Annotated in this window: 20 protein-coding genes; 5 read left to right on the top strand and 15 right to left on the bottom strand. The window is 53.9% G+C overall.

The window, feature by feature from the left end; genetic code table 11:
* Positions 1-84 precede the first annotated feature (84 nt).
* From treB to nrdG, 4 genes are all read left to right on the top strand, one after another.
* Positions 85-1,503 carry a PTS trehalose transporter subunit IIBC gene (treB, locus tag ACLJRH_RS14625; protein WP_000048828.1) on the top strand — a complete coding sequence of 473 codons (1,419 nt, stop codon included), beginning with the start codon at positions 85-87 and terminating at the stop codon, positions 1,501-1,503.
* 49 nt (positions 1,504-1,552) lie between these two features.
* On the top strand, positions 1,553-3,205 hold the full coding sequence (treC, locus tag ACLJRH_RS14620) for an alpha,alpha-phosphotrehalase (RefSeq protein ID WP_023137279.1): 1,653 nt from the start codon (positions 1,553-1,555) through the stop codon (positions 3,203-3,205).
* Between the two features lie 409 nt (positions 3,206-3,614).
* The gene (gene nrdD, locus ACLJRH_RS14615) at positions 3,615-5,753 is read left to right on the top strand and encodes an anaerobic ribonucleoside-triphosphate reductase (protein ID WP_000187821.1); all 2,139 of its coding nucleotides are present in this window, start codon (positions 3,615-3,617) and stop codon (positions 5,751-5,753) included.
* 216 nt (positions 5,754-5,969) lie between these two features.
* Positions 5,970-6,434, top strand: coding sequence for an anaerobic ribonucleoside-triphosphate reductase-activating protein (gene nrdG / locus ACLJRH_RS14610; protein WP_001009178.1), 465 nt, complete (start codon positions 5,970-5,972; stop codon positions 6,432-6,434).
* 3 nt (positions 6,435-6,437) lie between these two features.
* On the opposite strand, the gene ACLJRH_RS14605 is transcribed toward nrdG, so the two are convergent.
* The 13 genes from ACLJRH_RS14605 to pmbA all read right to left on the bottom strand — a co-directional run bounded on the left by ACLJRH_RS14605 (position 6,438) and on the right by pmbA (position 16,576).
* Entirely contained in the window at positions 6,438-6,722 is a 285-nt protein-coding gene (locus ACLJRH_RS14605; RefSeq protein ID WP_000220578.1) for a type II toxin-antitoxin system RelE family toxin, read from the bottom strand.
* On the bottom strand, positions 6,712-6,954 hold the full coding sequence (locus ACLJRH_RS14600; protein ID WP_000212724.1) for a type II toxin-antitoxin system RelB/DinJ family antitoxin: 243 nt from the start codon (positions 6,952-6,954) through the stop codon (positions 6,712-6,714). Before ACLJRH_RS14600 ends, ACLJRH_RS14605 begins: the two co-directional genes overlap by 11 nt.
* 77 nt (positions 6,955-7,031) lie before the next feature.
* Positions 7,032-8,945 carry a BglG family transcription antiterminator gene (locus ACLJRH_RS14595; protein ID WP_023137278.1) on the bottom strand — a complete coding sequence of 638 codons (1,914 nt, stop codon included), beginning with the start codon at positions 8,943-8,945 and terminating at the stop codon, positions 7,032-7,034.
* Positions 8,946-8,961: 16 nt separating this feature from the next.
* Complete coding sequence (gene dagF, locus ACLJRH_RS14590; protein ID WP_000779262.1) at positions 8,962-9,702, bottom strand: 2-dehydro-3-deoxy-phosphogluconate aldolase; 741 nt, start codon at positions 9,700-9,702, stop codon at positions 8,962-8,964.
* Positions 9,699-10,817: a DgaE family pyridoxal phosphate-dependent ammonia lyase gene (locus ACLJRH_RS14585; protein ID WP_023137277.1), complete on the bottom strand. Its 1,119-nt coding sequence runs from the start codon at positions 10,815-10,817 to the stop codon at positions 9,699-9,701. The genes dagF and ACLJRH_RS14585 overlap by 4 nt, the downstream gene beginning before the upstream one ends.
* The gene (locus tag ACLJRH_RS14580; protein ID WP_000459925.1) at positions 10,801-11,934 is read right to left on the bottom strand and encodes an amidohydrolase/deacetylase family metallohydrolase; all 1,134 of its coding nucleotides are present in this window, start codon (positions 11,932-11,934) and stop codon (positions 10,801-10,803) included. The genes ACLJRH_RS14585 and ACLJRH_RS14580 overlap by 17 nt, the downstream gene beginning before the upstream one ends.
* 58 nt (positions 11,935-11,992) lie before the next feature.
* Complete coding sequence (locus ACLJRH_RS14575) at positions 11,993-12,637, bottom strand: DUF4310 family protein (protein WP_000392127.1); 645 nt, start codon at positions 12,635-12,637, stop codon at positions 11,993-11,995.
* Positions 12,638-12,648: 11 nt separating this feature from the next.
* On the bottom strand, positions 12,649-13,425 hold the full coding sequence (locus ACLJRH_RS14570) for a DUF4311 domain-containing protein (protein ID WP_000478578.1): 777 nt from the start codon (positions 13,423-13,425) through the stop codon (positions 12,649-12,651).
* Between the two features lie 22 nt (positions 13,426-13,447).
* Positions 13,448-13,750, bottom strand: a complete 303-nt coding sequence (locus ACLJRH_RS14565) for a DUF4312 family protein (RefSeq protein ID WP_000975187.1) — start codon at positions 13,748-13,750, stop codon at positions 13,448-13,450.
* Positions 13,750-14,112 (bottom strand): SFCGS family glycine-rich protein, encoded by a 363-nt coding sequence (locus tag ACLJRH_RS14560; protein ID WP_000435389.1) that lies wholly within the window; start codon positions 14,110-14,112, stop codon positions 13,750-13,752. Before ACLJRH_RS14560 ends, ACLJRH_RS14565 begins: the two co-directional genes overlap by 1 nt.
* Positions 14,113-14,122: 10 nt before the next feature.
* Positions 14,123-14,461 carry a glycine dehydrogenase gene (locus ACLJRH_RS14555; protein ID WP_001255103.1) on the bottom strand — a complete coding sequence of 113 codons (339 nt, stop codon included), beginning with the start codon at positions 14,459-14,461 and terminating at the stop codon, positions 14,123-14,125.
* Between the two features lie 277 nt (positions 14,462-14,738).
* Positions 14,739-15,125: a cytochrome b562 gene (gene cybC / locus ACLJRH_RS14550; protein WP_001232233.1), complete on the bottom strand. Its 387-nt coding sequence runs from the start codon at positions 15,123-15,125 to the stop codon at positions 14,739-14,741.
* A 98-nt stretch (positions 15,126-15,223) separates the two neighbouring features.
* A complete protein-coding gene (pmbA, locus tag ACLJRH_RS14545) occupies positions 15,224-16,576 on the bottom strand; it encodes a metalloprotease PmbA (RefSeq protein WP_000852997.1) in 1,353 nt (450 codons plus the stop codon).
* 95 nt (positions 16,577-16,671) lie between these two features.
* Here pmbA and yjgA point away from each other — a divergent pair, with 95 nt between their 5' ends.
* Entirely contained in the window at positions 16,672-17,223 is a 552-nt protein-coding gene (gene yjgA, locus ACLJRH_RS14540) for a ribosome biogenesis factor YjgA (RefSeq protein ID WP_000166287.1), read from the top strand.
* 55 nt (positions 17,224-17,278) lie between these two features.
* Here the strand turns inward: yjgA and iolH are convergent, their stop codons facing one another.
* Both iolH and iolI2 read right to left on the bottom strand, forming a co-directional pair.
* Positions 17,279-18,163 (bottom strand): sugar phosphate isomerase/epimerase IolH, encoded by an 885-nt coding sequence (gene iolH / locus ACLJRH_RS14535; protein WP_023137276.1) that lies wholly within the window; start codon positions 18,161-18,163, stop codon positions 17,279-17,281.
* Positions 18,164-18,215: 52 nt separating this feature from the next.
* Complete coding sequence (iolI2, locus tag ACLJRH_RS14530; protein WP_001019386.1) at positions 18,216-19,031, bottom strand: 2-keto-myo-inositol isomerase IolI2; 816 nt, start codon at positions 19,029-19,031, stop codon at positions 18,216-18,218.
* Positions 19,032-19,167 lie beyond the last annotated feature (136 nt).

Here is a 19,167-nt window from a genome sequence, read left to right as displayed (position 1 = left end):
GGAACGTTCCCATTTTTAAACCAACGTTGAAGAGATACTCTTGCGCCAACCCATAACATACCTCCTCTGCCATGAGGCTTTACGATGAGCAAAGTAAAACAAGCCGATATCGACCGGCTGATTGACCTGGTCGGCGGGCGTGACAACATCGCCACGGTGAGCCACTGCATTACTCGCCTGCGCTTTGTGCTCCACCAGCCCGCGAACGCCAGGCCAAAAGAGATCGAACAATTACCGATGGTTAAAGGCTGTTTCACCAACGCCGGGCAGTTTCAGGTGGTGATCGGCACCGAAGTCGGCGATTACTATAACGCGCTGCTGGAGACCACCGGCAAAGCGTATGCCGATAAAGAGCAGGCCAAAAAAGCCGCTCGCCAGAACATGAAATGGCATGAGCAGTTAATTTCCCACTTCGCGGAGATCTTCTTTCCGCTACTACCGGCGTTGATCAGCGGCGGTTTGATCTTAGGCTTTCGTAACGTGATCGGCGATGTGCCGATGAGCAACGGCCAAACGCTGGCGCAGATGCATCCGGCGCTAAAAACGCTTTATGATTTTTTATGGTTGATCGGCGAAGCGATCTTTTTCTATCTGCCGGTGGGGATCTGCTGGTCGGCGGTGAAAAAAATGGGCGGCACGCCGATTCTTGGTATCGTGCTCGGCGTGACGCTGGTGTCGCCGCAGTTGATGAATGCGTATCTGCTGGGCCAGCAAACGCCGGACGTCTGGAACTTCGGCTTATTTAGCATTGAGAAAGTGGGCTACCAGGCGCAGGTTATCCCGGCGCTACTGGCAGGGCTGGCGCTTGGGTTTATTGAAACGCGGTTGAAACGCATCGTGCCGGATTATCTCTACCTGGTCGTCGTCCCGGTGTGTTCGTTAATACTGGCCGTCTTTCTCGCCCACACCTTTATCGGCCCCTTTGGTCGTATGATCGGCGACGGCGTGGCCTTTGCGGTACGTTATCTGATGACCGGCAGTTTCGCCCCGATAGGCGCGGCGCTGTTCGGCTTCCTGTATGCCCCGCTGGTCATTACCGGCGTCCACCAGACAACGCTCGCTATCGATATGCAGATGATCCAGAGCATGGGCGGTACGCCAGTCTGGCCGCTGATTGCGCTGTCGAATATCGCGCAGGCCTCCGCCGTGGTGGGCATCATCATCTCCAGCCGTAAACACAATGAACGCGAGATCTCCGTTCCTGCCGCCATTTCCGCTTACCTTGGGGTAACCGAACCGGCGATGTACGGTATCAACCTGAAGTATCGTTTTCCGATGCTATGCGCGATGATCGGCTCTGGTCTGGCGGGACTGCTCTGCGGTCTGAACGGCGTCATCGCCAACGGTATCGGCGTGGGCGGCCTGCCGGGCATCCTGTCTATACCGCCGCGCTACTGGCAGGTGTACGGCATGGCGATGGTTATCGCGATCGTTATCCCGGTGATTCTGACCACCTTTATCTATCAGCGTAAGCATCGTCAGGGCACATTACAAATTGTCTAATACTTCTTCGGGGCGCAGTTGCGTCCCAACGCACTTGCAGGAAACAACAATGACTATTCCCCTCTGGTGGCAAAACGGCGTTATTTATCAGATCTACCCAAAAAGTTTTCAGGACACGACCGGCAGCGGCACCGGCGATTTACGCGGCGTCACGCAGCACCTTGACTATCTACAGCGACTCGGCGTGGATGCCATCTGGCTCACGCCGTTTTATATCTCGCCGCAGGTGGATAACGGTTATGACGTCGCAAATTATACGGCCATCGACCCGACCTACGGCACGCTGGATGATTTTGACGAGCTGGTCGCGCAGGCGAAAGCACGCGGTATTCGCATCATCCTGGATATGGTGTTTAACCATACTTCTACCCAGCACGCCTGGTTTCGCGAAGCGCTGAACAAAGAGAGCCCATACCGTCAGTTTTATATCTGGCGCGATGGCACGCCGGATGTCTGCCCGAATAACTGGCAATCCAAATTTGGCGGCAGCGCCTGGCGCTGGCATAGCCAGAGCGAACAATATTATTTACACCTTTTCGCGCCTGAACAGGCCGACCTGAACTGGGAAAACCCCGCCGTGCGCGCCGAGCTGAAAAAGGTCTGCGAATTCTGGGCCGATCGCGGCGTGGATGGCCTGCGTCTGGACGTGGTGAACCTGATCGCCAAAGATCAGGACTTCCCTGACGATCCGACGGGCGACGGACGCCGCTTTTATACCGACGGACCGCGCGCGCATACGTTTTTACGCGAAATGAACCGTGACGTTTTTACACCGCGTAATCTGATGACGGTAGGCGAAATGTCCTCTACCACGCTGGAAAACTGCCAGCAATATGCCGCGCTTAGCGGCGACGAACTCTCGATGACCTTCAATTTTCATCATCTGAAGGTGGATTACCCCAATGGCGAAAAGTGGACGCTGGCAAAACCTGATTATGTGGCGCTGAAAGCGTTGTTCCGCCACTGGCAACAGGGGATGCATAACGTCGCCTGGAACGCGTTATTCTGGTGTAATCACGATCAGCCGCGCATCGTTTCCCGCTTTGGCGACGAGGGTGAATACCGGGTTCCAGCCGCGAAAATGTTGGCGATGGCGCTGCACGGTATGCAAGGGACGCCTTATATCTATCAGGGCGAAGAAATCGGCATGACCAACCCACACTTTACCCGCATCACCGATTATCGCGACGTGGAAAGCCATAACATGTTTGCCGCGCTACGCGCCGCCGGACGCGACCCCGACGAACTACTGGCTATCCTGGCCAGTAAATCCCGCGACAACAGCCGCACGCCGATGCAGTGGGACCACGGTAAAAACGCCGGTTTCACCCAGGGCGAGCCGTGGATAAGCCTGTGCGATAACTATACGGAGGTTAACGTCGCGGCGGCATTACGCGATAAAAACTCAGTGTTTTACACCTATCAAAAGCTGATTGCGCTACGTAAAACCCAGCCTGTACTGATCTGGGGCGATTACCAGGATCTCCTCCCGGATAGCCCATCAGTATGGTGTTATCGCCGCCAGTGGCAGGGGCAAACCCTGCTGGTCGTCGCCAATCTGAGCGACCAGTGTCAGGAGTGGCATCCGCCGCATATCAAAGGACAGTGGCAGGCGCTACTGCACAATTATGGCGAGGTCGCCAGCCAGCCAGCGGCGATGACGCTCCGCCCATTTGAAGCCATCTGGTGGTTACAACGCTAACGCGACGTCCTTATACGGATAAACGCCACAGGCCTATTGACACGGGCTGTGGCGTTGCTCCAGGTTACTGTCTGTTTTTGTTGAATAATTAATCAGATTTTTCTTGCTATCTTTTACAAACGCTACAGCGCCCGCCATCTGTACGCTCTGATTTTTACCTTGTTCTACATCAATAAAATTGCAAACATCCTTGATGCAAATCACTACATATAGACTTTAAAATGCACGCCGCCCCAATATGTTGTATTAATTGACTACAATTGCTACAACACCCGTTCACTCGACACAAGGTGAATTGTGGATAACCTGGGTCAGGATTGCGGGAAGTCATTGGAAAAGAGATGAATAAACCCTGTTATGGCTTCCCCGGCCTCTGTGGATAACCTGTTCTTACAAATATGGAGTGATCATGACACCGCATGTGATGAAACGAGATGGCTGTAAAGTGCCATTCAAATCAGAGCGCATTAAGGAAGCCATTCTACGTGCAGCTAAAGCAGCGGGAGTCGATGACGCAGATTACTGTGCCACCGTCGCAGAAGTCGTTAGCAGCCAAATGAACGCGCGCAGTCAGGTGGATATTAACGAGATCCAAACTGCGGTTGAAAACCAACTGATGTCCGGCCCGTACAAACAGCTTGCCCGCGCCTACATCGAATACCGTCACGATCGCGACATTCAGCGTGAAAAGCGTGGTCGTCTGAACCAGGAAATTCGCGGCCTGGTAGAGCAAACTAACTCCGCGTTGCTCAATGAAAACGCCAACAAAGACAGTAAAGTCATTCCCACCCAGCGCGATTTGCTGGCCGGGATTGTCGCCAAACACTATGCCCGCCAGCACCTGTTGCCGCGTGACGTAGTACAAGCGCATGAGCGCGGCGATATCCACTATCACGATCTCGACTACTCGCCGTTCTTCCCGATGTTCAACTGTATGCTGATCGACCTGAAAGGCATGTTGACCCAGGGCTTTAAGATGGGTAACGCCGAGATCGAACCGCCAAAATCTATCTCTACCGCCACTGCCGTTACCGCGCAGATTATCGCTCAGGTCGCCAGCCATATTTATGGCGGCACCACCATTAACCGGATTGATGAAGTGTTGGCACCGTTTGTCACCGAAAGCTATAACAAGCACCGCAAAACCGCCGATGAGTGGCAGATCCCGGATGCCGAAGGATATGCGCGTTCTCGCACCGAAAAAGAGTGCTACGACGCCTTCCAGTCGCTGGAGTACGAAGTTAACACGCTGCACACCGCTAACGGCCAGACGCCTTTCGTGACCTTTGGTTTTGGCCTCGGCACCAGTTGGGAGTCGCGTCTGATCCAGGCGTCTATTTTACGTAACCGTATCGCCGGTCTGGGTAAAAATCGCAAAACCGCCGTGTTCCCGAAACTGGTCTTCGCTATCCGCGACGGTTTGAACCACAAGTTTGGCGATCCGAACTACGACATTAAACAACTGGCGCTGGAGTGCGCGAGCAAGCGCATGTATCCGGACATCCTCAACTACGATCAGGTGGTCAAAGTCACCGGTTCGTTCAAAACGCCAATGGGCTGCCGCAGCTTCCTCGGCGTGTGGGAGAACGAAAACGGCGAGCAGATCCACGACGGGCGTAACAACCTGGGCGTGATTAGCCTTAACCTGCCGCGCATCGCGCTGGAAGCAAAAGGCGACGAAACCGCATTCTGGAAACTGCTGGATGAACGTCTGGCGCTGGCGCGGAAGGCGCTGATGACCCGTATCGCCCGCCTTGAAGGCGTGAAAGCCCGTGTCGCGCCTATCCTGTATATGGAAGGCGCCTGCGGCGTGCGGCTGAAAGCGGACGACGACGTGTCTGAAATCTTTAAAAATGGTCGTGCGTCCATCTCTCTGGGCTACATTGGTATCCATGAAACCATTAACGCGCTGTTCGGCGGCGAGCACCTGTACGACAGCGAGCAGCTGCGCGCCAAAGGTATCGCCATTGTGGAACGTCTGCGTCAGGCCGTGGATCAGTGGAAAGAAGAGACCGGCTACGGCTTTAGTCTGTACAGCACGCCAAGTGAAAACCTCTGTGACCGCTTCTGCCGTCTGGATACCGCCGAGTTCGGCGTGGTGCCGGGCGTAACCGATAAAGGTTACTACACCAACAGCTTCCACCTCGACGTGGAGAAGAAGGTCAACCCGTACGACAAAATCGATTTCGAAGCACCGTATCCGCCGCTGGCGAACGGGGGTTTCATTTGCTACGGCGAATACCCGAACATTCAGCACAACCTGAAGGCGCTGGAAGATGTCTGGGATTACAGCTATCAGCATGTACCGTATTACGGCACCAACACGCCGATCGATGAATGCTACGAGTGCGGCTTTACCGGCGAGTTCGAATGTACCAGTAAAGGTTTCACCTGCCCGAAATGCGGCAACCACGACGCCGCCCGCGTCTCGGTCACCCGCCGCGTGTGCGGTTATTTAGGCAGCCCGGACGCGCGTCCGTTTAACGCCGGTAAGCAGGAAGAAGTGAAGCGCCGCGTGAAGCATTTAGGCAATGGGCAGATAGGTTAATTCTCCGTTTGCAATGCGTAAATGCCGGATGGCGGTGTAAACACCTTATCCGGCCTACAACCGCTGGCTATAGTTCCAATTTCATGAGTTTCCTCTAAGCAGTTGGTGTTGTAGCAAGGCGGCAAACGAACGAATCCCAGGAAGCTTACATAAGTAAGTGACCTGGGTAAGTGAGAGCGGCCAACGCCGCTACAGCGCCAAATGCAACGAGGAAACATGAACTTTCACCAATACTACCCCGTCGATATCGTTAACGGCCCCGGCACCCGCTGCACCCTGTTTGTGTCAGGGTGCGTGCATGAATGCCCTGGCTGCTATAACAAAAGCACCTGGCGGCTGAACTCCGGCCAGCCGTTTACCAAAGAGATGGAAGATAAGATCATTGCCGATCTGAACGACACGCGCATTCACCGTCAGGGGATCTCGCTGTCGGGCGGCGATCCGCTGCATCCGCAAAACGTACCGGATATTCTGACACTGGTACAACGTATCCACGCGGAGTGCCCCGGGAAAGATATCTGGGTGTGGACCGGCTACAAGCTCGATGAACTCAACGCCGCACAGATGCAGGTGGTCGATCTCATCAACGTGCTGGTCGATGGCAAATTTGTGCAGGATCTGAAAGACCCGGCGCTTATCTGGCGCGGTAGCAGCAACCAGGTAGTGCATCATTTGCGTTGATCGCTAAAGCCGTTTGTTTGCATCGTGATAGACGGCTGAATGTTCTCGCTTGCCGACCGCAACAACAAACACAATCACAACGTCATCCCGAACCTGGTACACCAGACGATAACCGGACGATTTAAGCTTAATTTTATAGCAGTCAGGAAGACCGTTTAAACGGGCAGAGTCGATTCTGGGGTTCAATAGCACATCAGCCAACTTTTTCTTAAGCTGAGCCTTCACCGTATCGCCCAGCTTATGCCACTCTTTTAAGGCCCTCGGGTCGAATTCCAGTTCATAAGTCATCCAGACTAACCTTGATTCCCTTTTGCGGACTAGACAGCCTCTCCCGAACTGTCTGAATCAGTGCATCTTCACTGTCGCTAAGAGTGACGGTTTTCACTGGCATGCGCCCCGTTTCCGCGACGTACTGGAACAGTAATCGCACGGCTTCCGTTGGAGTAATGTTCAGTTTTTCCAGCACGGCATAAGCCTCATTTTTGAGTTTGTCATCCAGACGGACGTTCAGCGTGGCCATTATGCCTCCAGTAAAATCGAATGTGTAATGCAGTTTAGCATTACATTCGCATTACATCGAATTCTGGATAACGCCTCTCAAAAACGACTCACGCACTCCATCGCGACCGTTTTAAATTGCGTAAAATTCAGACATGCGCAGAGGCGCGTCATGGCGCGTTCACGCAGGAAAGTGACGAAAATATCGTAGATGGCCATCGCCTCTTCATATTCACTTTTGCTGATGGCGAGTAAAAAAATAACGTGCGCCGTTTCGTCACCCCAGACAATCCCCTGTGGCGCGAGCACCGTATAAACCACCGTTTTCTTCGCCAGCAGCCCCAGCGCGTGTGGCAAGGCAATCCCGTCGCCTAATAACGTACTGACGATAGCTTCACGTTCAATAACCGAATCGAGAAACGCCGCATCAACAAAGCCTTCCTCGTGCAACTGATCGCACAGCGTTTTAAACAGCGTCTGTTGATCTATTTCCCCTTCCACAATGCGAAAATGCGAGGCATCGAAATATTTATCCAGCATCCACGGACGGGTTCTGTCCACCAGCACCAGCTTACCGATCTGCTCCAATTGATAGTCGGTAGGAAAGGGCGCGATCATGATGACCGGTTTATCTTTTTCGCCGATCCGCGCCGTGGAAATCACAAAATCCTCCACAATACTGTCCCGCGCCTCATAGTCGCGTAGCGTCAAAGTGCGGGCTATCTCAATCTGCGGGTATTTCCGCGCCAGTATCGCTTCAATCATCCGCACCATCGCATTACCAGCATCACACACCAGCAGTACCTGCGGCTGCCGCTGGTAGCCAATGTTGTAACTACGTTCCAGCCCAACGCCAATATGCAGCACCAGAAAACCGATTTCGTTTTCGCTAATGGTATACGGCGTGTATTTTCCCCAACTCGATATCGCCGCCAACGTCATATCCCACGCCATCGGATAGTGCTGCTTAATATTTTCCAGTAGTGGGTTGGGGATCATGATCTGGTAGCGCACGCGGGTGATCATCGTTTTGATGTGGGTCAGCAAGTCCGCGTGAAGCTGTTTATCATTCAACAGGTTATAGTTGTACTGGGTATTAATAAAATTGAGGATATAGCGCACCAGCGCCTCTTCATCATCGGCATTAATGGCGCTGGGGGCAATCTCCTGTACCTGGCGGGCGGCAATATGCACCTTCAGCCAGCTTACTTCCGGCTCCGACAGCGGCTTGTCGGCCAGCTGTTGTAGTAGCTCCGCAATCTCATGCGCCGCATGGCGCACCTTTTCATCGACCTCCTCCGCCACGCATTCCGATAACGGATACCCCTCGCGAATACGCCGTACCGACACCGCGCAGTATAAACGCAGAAACAGCTCGCCCTCATCGGTCAGGCGGATTTGACAATGAGAGAAAATATCCGGCAAAAGAGACTGCAGCCGTTGAGACACCTCGGTGTTCAGCGTGGTACTAACAATTAACGGATGGGAGGGCTCCTGCTGCGCCAGCGTCCATAAAAGGTCGGTCAGACAGGCGCGAATCGCCATCTCTCCGCCAAACAGTTTCATGCCATGACGCGGACGCGTTTCCAGCGTCAGATGATAACGCAGCAAATGCTCGCGCACGTCCGCCATATCGTTCTGCAACGTCGCACGGCTGACAAACCATTCATCTGCTAAATCCTCCAGCTTCAGCGAGAAAGCGGAGGTTAAAAAACGCGCCAGCAAATAGTGTATCCGCTCCTGGCTGGTGCGCGGACCGCGCGCCAGCGTGGGAGATTGCTGCGTTTGCAGGGATTGATAACGTGCCGGATCATCAATTTTGAGCTGATACCCATTGCCGCGGCTGAGAGTAAATTGCGCGCCATGCGGCGTCAGCAACATGTTCAGCGCGGCGATATCCGCCCGAACAGTACGCGTGGAGACCGACAACCGCTGCGCCAGCTCGTCCTGCGGCAGCGTCTCGTTTTGCAGCATCGCAAATAGCTGCGCTAAACGTTGGTTGGGGAATCGCACGTCTCTCTCCTCATGATTAGCCGACACGCGACCGGACGATAGCGAGTAACTGACGCACATCGTCCGCACGGGTGTTGCCGCTCACCTTATCAATAATCGAACTATAAATGTGAGGAATGATTTTGCTTACACCTGCATCAAGGGCGATGTGCAGAATCTCGGCGAAGTTTTCCAGATCGATACCGCCCGTCGGTTCCAGCCAGAAATCATGGCGGGCGCAGGCGTCAGCCACCGCTTTATACTCGTCGCGACAGGTGAGTCCTCCCATCGGAAAGTATTTAACGGAGCTGCCGCCCATATCTTTGAGTAGCGCAATCGCCGTTTCTATGGGTACGATGCCGTCCGGCGCGCGGCTGCTTAGCGGGCCGGTGGAAATTTTCACCAGTCCCGGCGTGCCGGTCGGCGAGACAAGACCGTTCACCACCGTCTCATTTTGCCCCAGCAGCGCCCGGCTGGTCCCGACGCCGGTAAACACCTGGTTGACATGCTGCGGCTGTACCTGACGCGAGATTTCGCTCACCATCGCCGACTGGTTAGGATCGCCTGCCCCCAGTCCGACGGAGAGCGCATTGTCGATAAGCGCCGCATATTCACGCATATCCGCGACTGCGCTTGCCACATCCGGATAGTTTTTGGAGAGCACGCCAACCAGCACATGACCTTCCGCCGCCGCGTAGATTTCCCGGGCGTTATCTTTCGAACCGGCCAGTACGTTCAGGCAAACGCGATCGCGGTAAAAGTTAGGGGTCAGTTTCATGCTTGTTTCTCCTGATTAATCACCTCGCCAATACGACGCGCCACAATCGCTAACTGCGCGCGATCGACGCTGCGGACATCCGCTTCAATAATTCCTTCGTTGGCTTTGTATCCGCGAAAGTAAATCGCGTATTCCCCTTGCTTCAGCGCGTCGACCAGTTCGCCTGTGGCGATGCCGGTAACGGCTTCATCAAACTTAATTTCCGTGCGCGCGATGTCGCGTCCGGCGCTGTCCCACACCACACGGGCGCTGACGCCGTTAAACGTGTTCAACGTGTCGATAAAGGGCGCCATTTTTTCTACCATCTCCGCGCCGCTCTCTTTTTGCGCCCGCAGGTACAATTCAATGGCGCAGGTCAGGCCAATAATTCCTTCTTTGCCGACCTTCATCGCCCGGCCAATGCCCGCTGACTGACGTTTTACCCACTCAACATACTGCGTTTTACCAATCACTAGCCCGCTGGTCGGCCCTTCAATCGCTTTCGCGCCGCTATAGATAACGAGATCTGCGCCCACGCGGTAGTAGCACTGCAAATCTTCTTCCGCCGCCGCGTCCACAATCAGCGGGAGATTATGCGTGCGTGCCACTACCGCAGCCTGCTCCACACTAAGCATACTTTTCTGTACGCAGTGGTGAGATTTGATATAGAGAATAGCCGCCGTGCGCGGCGTAATGGCCGCCGCCAACTGCGCGGCGGAACATTCGTTGGCGTAACCGGCTTCCACCAGTTTGCCGCCGCCCAGCGCCACCATCGTTCCCACCGGCGCGCCAAAGTTGACGTTGTGGCCCTTTGGCAGGACGATTTCGTTATTTTCAATCGGTGTAACGTGCAGGTTTTCCAGCAGCCAGTCGCTGTCCTGCACCAGTACCGCGGCAACCGACTGGGCAAGGCCCGCACTGGCGCAGGAGACTACCGTCGCCCCTTCCACCTCCAGCAATTTCGCAATGTACTCGCCAGTTTTATTCACCAGATCTTTCATCTCGAAATACTGATTCATTCCGGCCATCGCCGCGTCTATCACTTCCGGGCGCGGCGTGGAGACGCCGAGCGCCGTCATACGTCCGGAGGCATTAATCACCTGTTTTAATTGATACTTCTCAAAAATCGAAGGCATGTTCCGCGCTCCCTTGTTCGGTCATATAGCCCTTGCCTGCGCGTATCGCGGCAAGCGGCGTCAGCAATTCTTCAGCCTGTAAGCTGTCGTTTTCCGCGTCTACCAACACGGCGGGCTGGCGTTTAAGCGTAAAGAGGGTCAGGTCGGCATCCAGACCTGGCTGAAGACGCCCTTTGGTTTTCAGATTCAGGCTATCGGCGGCATTGGCCGTCACGCACGCAATGACCTGCGGCAGCGACATGCCGATGGCGAGGAATTTCGACATCACATTAGCCAGCGAATGCACCGGGCCATTGATGCGGTTACGGCAGTAGATATCGGAACTGATGGTATGCGGTAAAATCCCCAGGCTAATGGCGCGTTTCGCCACCGCAAAGCTCAGGCTGGCGGTACCATGCCCGACGTCCAGACGCACGCCGCGCGCCAGCGCTCGTGTCACCGAGGCGCGCAGCTCGCCTTCCGGCGTCAGAATACGGTTCGGCTTACCGTTGTAACAGTGGGTAATGATATCGCCCGCCGTCAGACGCTCCGCGATTTCGTCCAGATCCGGCGGGTTATTGCCAATATGCACCATCAACGGCAGGTTGCCGTTTTCTTGCTGCATGGCTTTAGCGCGTTCCAGCGGCGTGATGCCGTTAACGCCTACCACGCTGCTGCTCATCCGCGCCTTGAGGCCGACGATAAAATCCGGGTGGCGTTTTACCGCCTGTCGGACCGCATCGGCGTCAATATTGGCCATGTTAGCCAGTTCATTCTGAGCTATCAGCCCGACGCGGGAAATATTCAATAGCGCATAAACGTCGGTGGTCGCCTGACGGGTCAGGGTGTAAAAATCGTCAATATCATCTGCGCCAGTGCTGCCGGCATCAATCACCGTCGTCACCCCCGTCGCGATGCCGATACTATCCGGCTCATCGAAATAAATCGGCGATTTTGGGTAGCAGTGAACGTGCGAATCAATCCAACCCGCACTAACGTAACACTCGCCGCGCAGGTCAATGGTTTTCACCGCCGGGCCATCAACGTCACCCAACGCCGCGATTTTGCCATCTTGCAGGGCAATATTAGTCAGCGTGTCATCGACCAGACACGCATGGCGCAGGAGTAAATCAAACATCGTTCTCTCCTTTGCCGGATGGCGGCGCAACCGCCTTATCCGGCCTACAAATCAACAGTTAGCTAATCGCAATCGGGAAGATGGAACCGAGGATCATCGCGCCTAAAATCGCGCCGCCGGTAATCGGCTTCTGCCAGATATAAAACAGCAGCGCGCCCACCAGAGAGCCCAGACCAATAGGAATCGATGCCGTCATGGCGCTGAGGATAATCAACGGCCCCAGAAAACGGCCTGAAGTGTTACCAGCCCCCATCATGACGTCCGCCCCGTACGTGGAGTCGCTCTGATTAATGGTGAACTTACGCGCCAGAATAATGATGTAGCCAATCGCCAGGCCAATCACCAGACCGGTTATCAGCGAAGCGATAAAGTTCGCCACCGGGAAGACAAAGCCAGCCCCCAGCAGTAACGCCGGAACCCCTAAGCCCACGCCAGTCTGAATTGCCCCGCCGATATCCAGAATCCCGACCAGCGAACCTTCGATAATGCGGGCAAATAAAAAGCTGGCGCCGAAAGCGGCGACCGCGCCGTAGACGCCGGTATCCATCCCCGCTTTCAACATCGCCACAAAAGCGACTTCGTTAAATGCGCCGATACCGTACAGATAGTACATATGCGTCCCGGCGAAAACGCCGGAGGAGAGCAGGCCAACAAAGATCGGGAACGACCAGTCGGCATACCAAAAACCTTTATTCTCTTCCATTGTGGCCTCCGTTATTTGCCGCTGAGCGAGTTGTGGATCAGTTCAAGCCAGTTCGGTACCGTCATGTTGAAAGACTCGATCATTTTCATGTCGAAGCCGCGGAAGAAGCCGCTCAACACAAACAGCAAAACGATGGCGACCATCATCACTTTGGTGACATGGTTCCAGCCGCTCTCTTCTACGCCTTTACCGATCAAAATACCCAGCACCAGCCCCGGTACGGCGTTCCCCATGATGAGCTGCGCCGCGCCGCCGAAAACGGTGGCCCAGAAGCCCGATTTTTTACCAGCGTCGATCGCCGCTAACCAGAAGATCACAGGCATGACGATGTTGACCAGCAGGTTTGCCGCCGGTACCAGCACCTTAACCGCCGTCACCTGTAGCGCCTCTGGCACGGATGAGGCGGTCAGGTTAAGGAACGTTACGACAATCATGCCGATGACGGCGCAGGCGATCGCCATTTTTTTCGGGTCGTGCAGCGTCTCGCCGACGTTACGGTTTTTGATCATTAGCGCCGCCGCGCCCCAGTTAGGGATGATGCGGTGATCGACATCCTGGGTGAACGATCCGGCCGCCACAGACGAGGCCCAGGCGTTAAAGAAGAAACCCAGTCCAAAGGAGAAGTGAGATGCCGGGTCGCCTTCACAAGAGTTGAGTTCGCCCAACGTACGGAACGCGCCCATCCCCTGTGTGGTTGGCGCGTGAAACATGCGTGCAGCCCCAGCGCCCACCCCTACGCCGACCAGCGCGCCGATAATGAGCGATTTAATTAGTATTATCAGGAACATAACTATGCCTTTTTAATAAAAATCAGCGTTTCGCGACGAAATCCACCCTGTCGAGATTGATGGCGGTCACGTTGACGGTCACATCCAGCTCCACGCTGTAAGTGCGTCGTTCCCGGCGCAAAAAGAAAAACAGAAAGGCCTCTTTACGCACCGACTCATGCGCCTGAACAATCCGCACATCCTGTGGCTCAATACGCAGTAAGATATACGGCGACTCTCTCATCACCGCCGACTGAACATGGTTCAGCGCATCGGCAAAGGCGCGTGCTTTGGCGTCGCCCTTGCCTTTTACTCTCACCGTGGTGGTGAATTGCTCTTTCATCATCAGGCGCCGTATTTCTTTTGCCACGCCTGCACCAGGCGCTCGCCGAGCTCTTCTTTATCCATAAAGCCGAAACCCAACACGTTGCAGCCTTCATTAATAGCGGTGACGCCTTCATCCACTGACCGCATTCCATATTTGGCTTTGTAGCCATGCTTGTTTTGCGCGGTGATAGCGCCCGCGCCGCCGCTGCCGCAAAATGAAATGCCGAAGGTGGCGTTTTCCGCTTTCATCACATCGCCCAGCTTCATGTCTGCCGCGACGCCCGGTACGACGACCGCGCGACCGCCCGCTTTTTCCACGCCTGCCGCCACTTTCTGGCCTTTACCCAGGCGATCGCCAATCACGACGGTAATCTGTTCCATTTTTTGCTCCTTAGAGGTTGTCTTTCGCGACTTCAAAATGTACCGATAATAGCCAGGCTTCTTCGTCAGGAAGGTTGCCAAACGCCGCCACGATTTCGCGGGCGAGCGCCATTGATTCGGCTGAGATTTCATCAAACAAGCTGGCATCGACTTCCGGTAAAGGCTCGCCGGTAATTGACCGGTGCGCCATCGCGCGAACGTGCGAGGTCAGCATTTGCGTCTGTACCGCATTGGGGACAATGTGATGCCGCCCCAGCAGGCCATCCACCTGCGTTAACACCTGTTCAGCCAGTTCGTTAATTCGCTCACCGGCATCGTGTTTTACTGCTCCGTTATCCACGCGTCTCACCCCGTTAATGGCAATGAGATAAAACTAGCGGCAAGGGTTAAAAGTTTGTAGCGAGTTATTTTCCACCTCGAAGTGGAAACGCGAGTGGGATAGGTGATCTGCGCCACAGAAAAGGCGGCATTAATGAATTATCGCCGGGAAAGTGTGAGATCTATCGCGGCATAAAGAGGAAATGGCGAAACAATGACGTTGTCGTATAAAGTGAGAAAGTGTGATGGGTATTACATTTTGCCGGATGGCGACCTGCGGATAAAGCGAAGCCGCCATCCCACAAAAATTAACGATACTTCTTATGATACGTATTGCGGGTGGTTTTTAGCGCTTCCGCCGCCGCTTTCGCTTCTTTAACGTTACCTTCGTTCGCCAGCTTCAGCGCGCCATCAATTTGGCCGACCAGAATGTCAAAACCGTGACGAAAATCCTTCATTTCCGGGCTATCCGGCGCTTTATCTTCCAGCTTTGGCGGCGTAGTTTTTTGAGCATCCAGCGCGGCCGCGCGCATTTTGGTTAATGCCGCTTTCAGTTCAGGGGCACTATCCGTTTTCTCAACAACTTTCAGGTTATCATTGAGAATATCCATATTATCTTCAAGATCGGCAGCAAAAACAGCCGAACCGAATACCAGCGATGACACAGCAAGAATAGCTAACAGGCTTTTACGCATTGCTCACTTCCTTTTTTATTATTAACGATAAGTGTAATACCCTGAATAATTCAAGTTGCAGGCAGCCAACGCGCCTGCAGCCTGAAGTATGACGGGTATTATTGTCCGGCGATTTTCATCTCCGGTAACAATACCGAACCACACTGTATATTACTGCGCGTTTCAATATCATCACCCACAGTGACAATATTACGCCACATCTCTTTTAAATTACCGGCAATGGTAATTTCACTTACCGGGTACTGGATTTCACCATTTTCAACCCAGAATCCCGCAGCGCCGCGGGAGTAGTCGCCGGTAATACCGCTGACGCCCTGGCCCATCAGTTCCGTCACCACCAGGCCGGTGCCCATCTCTTTCAGTAACTGCTCAAAGTTCAGCCCCTGCCCGGCGATACGCCAGTTATGAATGCCGCCAGCATGACCGGTACTTTTCAGCCCCAGTTTGCGGGCGGAATAGTTGGTCAGCAACCATTGCGTCAGTACGCCATCCTTCACAATGTCCCGGCGCTCTGTACGCACGCCTTCGCTGTCGAACGGTGAAGACGCCAGCCCTTTTAGCAGATGCGGGTGTTCTTCGATGGTTAACCATTCCGGCAGAATTTGTTTGCCCAGCGAGTCGAGCAGAAAAGTGGATTTACGGTATACCGCGCCGCCGGCAATCGCCCCGACCAGATGACCAAATAGCCCTGTCGCCACTTCATTGGCGAAAATGACCGGCGCTTTCATGGTGGAGAGCTTGCGCGGCGACAGGCGGGATAAGGTGCGGCGCGCGCACTCGGTCCCGACCCATTCCGGCGCTTGCAGATCCGCCATTGCCCGACCGATGGTGTAAGCGTAATCACGCTCCATATCGCCGTTCTCTTCGGCGATGACGCAGCTTGAGAGCGAATGGCGCGTGGAGCAATAGCCCTGCAACATGCCGTGGCTGTTGCCGAACACTTTAATGCCGTAATGGCTGTTAAAGCTACCGCCTTCGGTATTGGTGATGCGTTTATCCGCCTTTAGAGAAGCCTGCTCCGCACGCGCGGCCAGTTCAATGGCTTCGTCTGGCGTAACCTCTGCCGGGTGGAACAAGTCCAGATCCGGCGCGTCAAACGCCAGCAGTTCTTTGTCCGCCACGCCTGCGCACGGGTCCGGCGACGTGTAACGCGCGATATCCAGCGCGGCCTGCACGGTACGGGCAATCGCCTGCGGGCTTAAATCCGTCGAAGAGGCGCTGCCTTTGCGGTTCTGGTGATACACCGTAATGCCCAGCGCGCCGTCGCTATTAAATTCGACATTCTCTACTTCACCATAACGGGTGCTGACGCTAATGCCGGTGGTCTTGCTGACGGCGACTTCCGCCCCATCCGATTTGCCTGAGGCTAACTCCAGCGCTGTCGAAACTGCTTCTTCCAGAATCTTACGCTGCGCTTCAACTTGTGAGATTACTTTCATTGCAAATGCCATAATGTAGAGAGAGTTTCTCTGAAGTCTAACAGAGAACCGTTTTTCAGTGCGCATCTTAACTGGTAACATTAGCCTCTTTTTTTAAGGAGCCTGACATGACAAAGCAGCCCGAAGACTGGCTCGACGACGTTCCCGGTGATGACATCGAAGACGAAGACGATGAAATTATCTGGGTCAGTAAAAGTGAAATTAAACGCGATGCCGAGGAATTAAAACGCCTGGGCGCGGAACTGGTGGATCTGGGGAAAAACGCGCTGGATAAGATCCCGCTGGACGCCGATCTGCGCGACGCCATTGAACTGGCCCAGCGTATCAAAATGGAAGGACGCCGCCGCCAGTTGCAGCTTATCGGAAAAATGCTGCGCCAACGCGACGTTGAACCTATTCGCCAGGCGCTGGACAAGCTGAAGAACCGCCATAATCAGCAGGTGGTGCTGTTTCACAAGCTTGAGCATCTGCGCGATCGTCTGATCGTCGAAGGCGATGACGCGGTAGCCGAAGTACTGACCCTGTGGCCGCACGCCGATCGTCAACAGCTTCGTTCATTGATCCGCAATGCGAAGAAAGAGAAAGAAGGCAACAAACCGCCGAAATCAGCGCGTCAGATCTTCCAGTATCTGCGCGAGCTGGCGGAAAACGAAGGGTAATTGCCGCAAATGACCGCGCCAGCCTGTGGCGCGGTACAGGCAAATCCACCCGTTTTTAACGTCCGAGTAGCTCCCGCTCGATCCGCTCGCGCGTTTCCACCGCCTGAACACTCATTTTTTCAGGATAACCAAACAGCGACGTGGTGATAATTGCCTCACCGCCCACCTTAAACGTGCGATTTGCAAAATCCATTTCACGCAGCGCCTGGAATAGCGCGTCAAAATCGACCTCACCTTCTCCCAGCCCGATGTGCTGATGAATCGTCGCATTCACGCCAGGCGGGTTCATGATATAGCGGCAGGGAAGCGTGTGGTTGTGCGTATCGGCCAGCAGAACATGCGAAAGATCGGCCCCGGCATAGTTCAGCATCCTTGCGACGTCTCCCTGCCCTTTATCGTAAAAGAAGCCATGCGGTGCGCTGTACAGATAGGTCACGTTATCACTACGCAAAGACTGCACCATGTCGACCGTCTCATCGTTCAGTTCACAGAAATCCCAGGGGTGAGACTGAATTTCGATTCGAATTCCCTCTCGTTCCACGATCGGCAGCAGTTCCTCCATGGAGCGATACCACATCTCTTCACAAATCTCCGGCTCATCCGGCGTCCCGGAAAGCTCGGTATTAATCACCTGTACGCCCATATCAACGGCAATCTCAATCATCCGCTTCCAGTTGGTTACCGCGGCGCGCCGACGCTCTTCATCGGGGCCGGACCAACGATAAACCACAATAAATGACGAGATTTCCACACCGTAGTTCTGCAAGGCGCGTTTATATTTCTGTATGGTATCGCGACCAGCTTTAGGGTGTTTATAAAACGGATTAATACGCGGGTGCGGCGACTGCTCAATATATTTATACCCCCACTCGGAAACCTGCCGTACCATTTGGGTAATGGGTAAATGTTTAATAACATCGACATCAAAAGCAATTTTCATTGTAAATACCACGCTGCGGAAACTGAAAACGGTCACCTGGAAATTAGCTGTATCATTGCAACAGCAATGACACGCTGCGATTAATTTGTTCCTCTATTTCCGCCTCACTCCAGGAAGCCAACTGGGAAGAAAAAGGTTCAAAAGCGTAAATACCGCGATATCCCATATTTTCCAGACGCTGCACCTGCTGGTAATTCTGCATTACATCCTTTTCACTCAGCATAATACGCTGCTCATCAGCCAATGCTTCCGTTGGTCGGGTGTCTTCCACACCGGACAAATGCACCAACCCGATAGCAGAAATATCAATGCGCGACGCAAACTCCTTTTCGGCCTCTTCGTACAGATGATGATGGAAGGTATCCAGCAAAACCTTAAAGGGGGAACCTGCTTCCCGGATCAGTTGCTGAGCCCAGACAGCAGAACGCAGCGAACTTACGCGGAATCCCAAAGGCTCAACCAGCCCCTGAATATCATACCGGGCAAAGAGATCGCTCAGTCGTTTTATTGCCTCAACCGTAACCTCCGGCGGCACAATCGTTCCATCATTCAGCGGACAAAGAACTAATGCCCGCGCGCCGACTCCCTGTGCGTCTCGTAATAATCCTTCCGTTTTTTTTACTACCTCCTCGGTCAGTTGGTTGAAGGGATAGACCGCATTAATTGTGACAATTTCAAGTCCATACTTTTCTGCCAGGTTACGCACCTGATTATAATTCAAGTCATCAGTAACGCTGCCGCTTGGCATATCATTACGCAATTCCACTTTATTAAACTCAAGACGTTTAACCAGTCGAAAGAATGCTTCTATGCTTAGACCCGGTGCAATTTTCCGGTTAATACAAAACCGTGTTTTCTCGATATTCATTATTTTCTCCCTGAACGTATATGAGTGGGTAAATAACCGTAATCCGTTAGTACAATTTAACGTAGGGTGAAAAAACCGGCTTTATCAATCTTGATAAAAACCGGTTTAATTTAGTGATGAACATCACAGGCTATAA

This window comes from Salmonella sp. SAL04162 (assembly GCF_046551535.1).
Lineage (GTDB): Bacteria > Pseudomonadota > Gammaproteobacteria > Enterobacterales > Enterobacteriaceae > Salmonella > Salmonella enterica.
The sequence above is the reverse complement of the archived record's forward strand: the minus strand, read 5'-3'. Positions and strand labels throughout refer to the sequence as shown.

Excerpts from the sequence above, each read along its gene's own strand:
- ACLJRH_RS14580 (WP_000459925.1), bottom strand. The coding sequence starts at position 11,934 with ATGTTTGATTTACTCCTGCGCCATGCGTGTCTGGTCGATGACACGCTG.
- ACLJRH_RS14575 (WP_000392127.1), bottom strand. The coding sequence starts at position 12,637 with ATGGAAGAGAATAAAGGTTTTTGGTATGCCGACTGGTCGTTCCCGATC.
- ACLJRH_RS14560 (WP_000435389.1), bottom strand. The coding sequence starts at position 14,112 with ATGGAACAGATTACCGTCGTGATTGGCGATCGCCTGGGTAAAGGCCAG.
- treC (WP_023137279.1), top strand. The coding sequence starts at position 1,553 with ATGACTATTCCCCTCTGGTGGCAAAACGGCGTTATTTATCAGATCTAC.
- ACLJRH_RS14600 (WP_000212724.1), bottom strand. The coding sequence starts at position 6,954 with ATGGCCACGCTGAACGTCCGTCTGGATGACAAACTCAAAAATGAGGCT.
- ACLJRH_RS14565 (WP_000975187.1), bottom strand. The coding sequence starts at position 13,750 with ATGATGAAAGAGCAATTCACCACCACGGTGAGAGTAAAAGGCAAGGGC.
- nrdG (WP_001009178.1), top strand. The coding sequence starts at position 5,970 with ATGAACTTTCACCAATACTACCCCGTCGATATCGTTAACGGCCCCGGC.
- nrdD (WP_000187821.1), top strand. The coding sequence starts at position 3,615 with ATGACACCGCATGTGATGAAACGAGATGGCTGTAAAGTGCCATTCAAA.
- ACLJRH_RS14605 (WP_000220578.1), bottom strand. The coding sequence starts at position 6,722 with ATGACTTATGAACTGGAATTCGACCCGAGGGCCTTAAAAGAGTGGCAT.
- pmbA (WP_000852997.1), bottom strand. The coding sequence starts at position 16,576 with ATGGCATTTGCAATGAAAGTAATCTCACAAGTTGAAGCGCAGCGTAAG.
- iolI2 (WP_001019386.1), bottom strand. The coding sequence starts at position 19,031 with ATGAATATCGAGAAAACACGGTTTTGTATTAACCGGAAAATTGCACCG.
- yjgA (WP_000166287.1), top strand. The coding sequence starts at position 16,672 with ATGACAAAGCAGCCCGAAGACTGGCTCGACGACGTTCCCGGTGATGAC.
- cybC (WP_001232233.1), bottom strand. The coding sequence starts at position 15,125 with ATGCGTAAAAGCCTGTTAGCTATTCTTGCTGTGTCATCGCTGGTATTC.
- dagF (WP_000779262.1), bottom strand. The coding sequence starts at position 9,702 with ATGAAACTGACCCCTAACTTTTACCGCGATCGCGTTTGCCTGAACGTA.
- ACLJRH_RS14585 (WP_023137277.1), bottom strand. The coding sequence starts at position 10,817 with ATGCCTTCGATTTTTGAGAAGTATCAATTAAAACAGGTGATTAATGCC.
- ACLJRH_RS14570 (WP_000478578.1), bottom strand. The coding sequence starts at position 13,425 with ATGTTCCTGATAATACTAATTAAATCGCTCATTATCGGCGCGCTGGTC.
- treB (WP_000048828.1), top strand. The coding sequence starts at position 85 with ATGAGCAAAGTAAAACAAGCCGATATCGACCGGCTGATTGACCTGGTC.
- iolH (WP_023137276.1), bottom strand. The coding sequence starts at position 18,163 with ATGAAAATTGCTTTTGATGTCGATGTTATTAAACATTTACCCATTACC.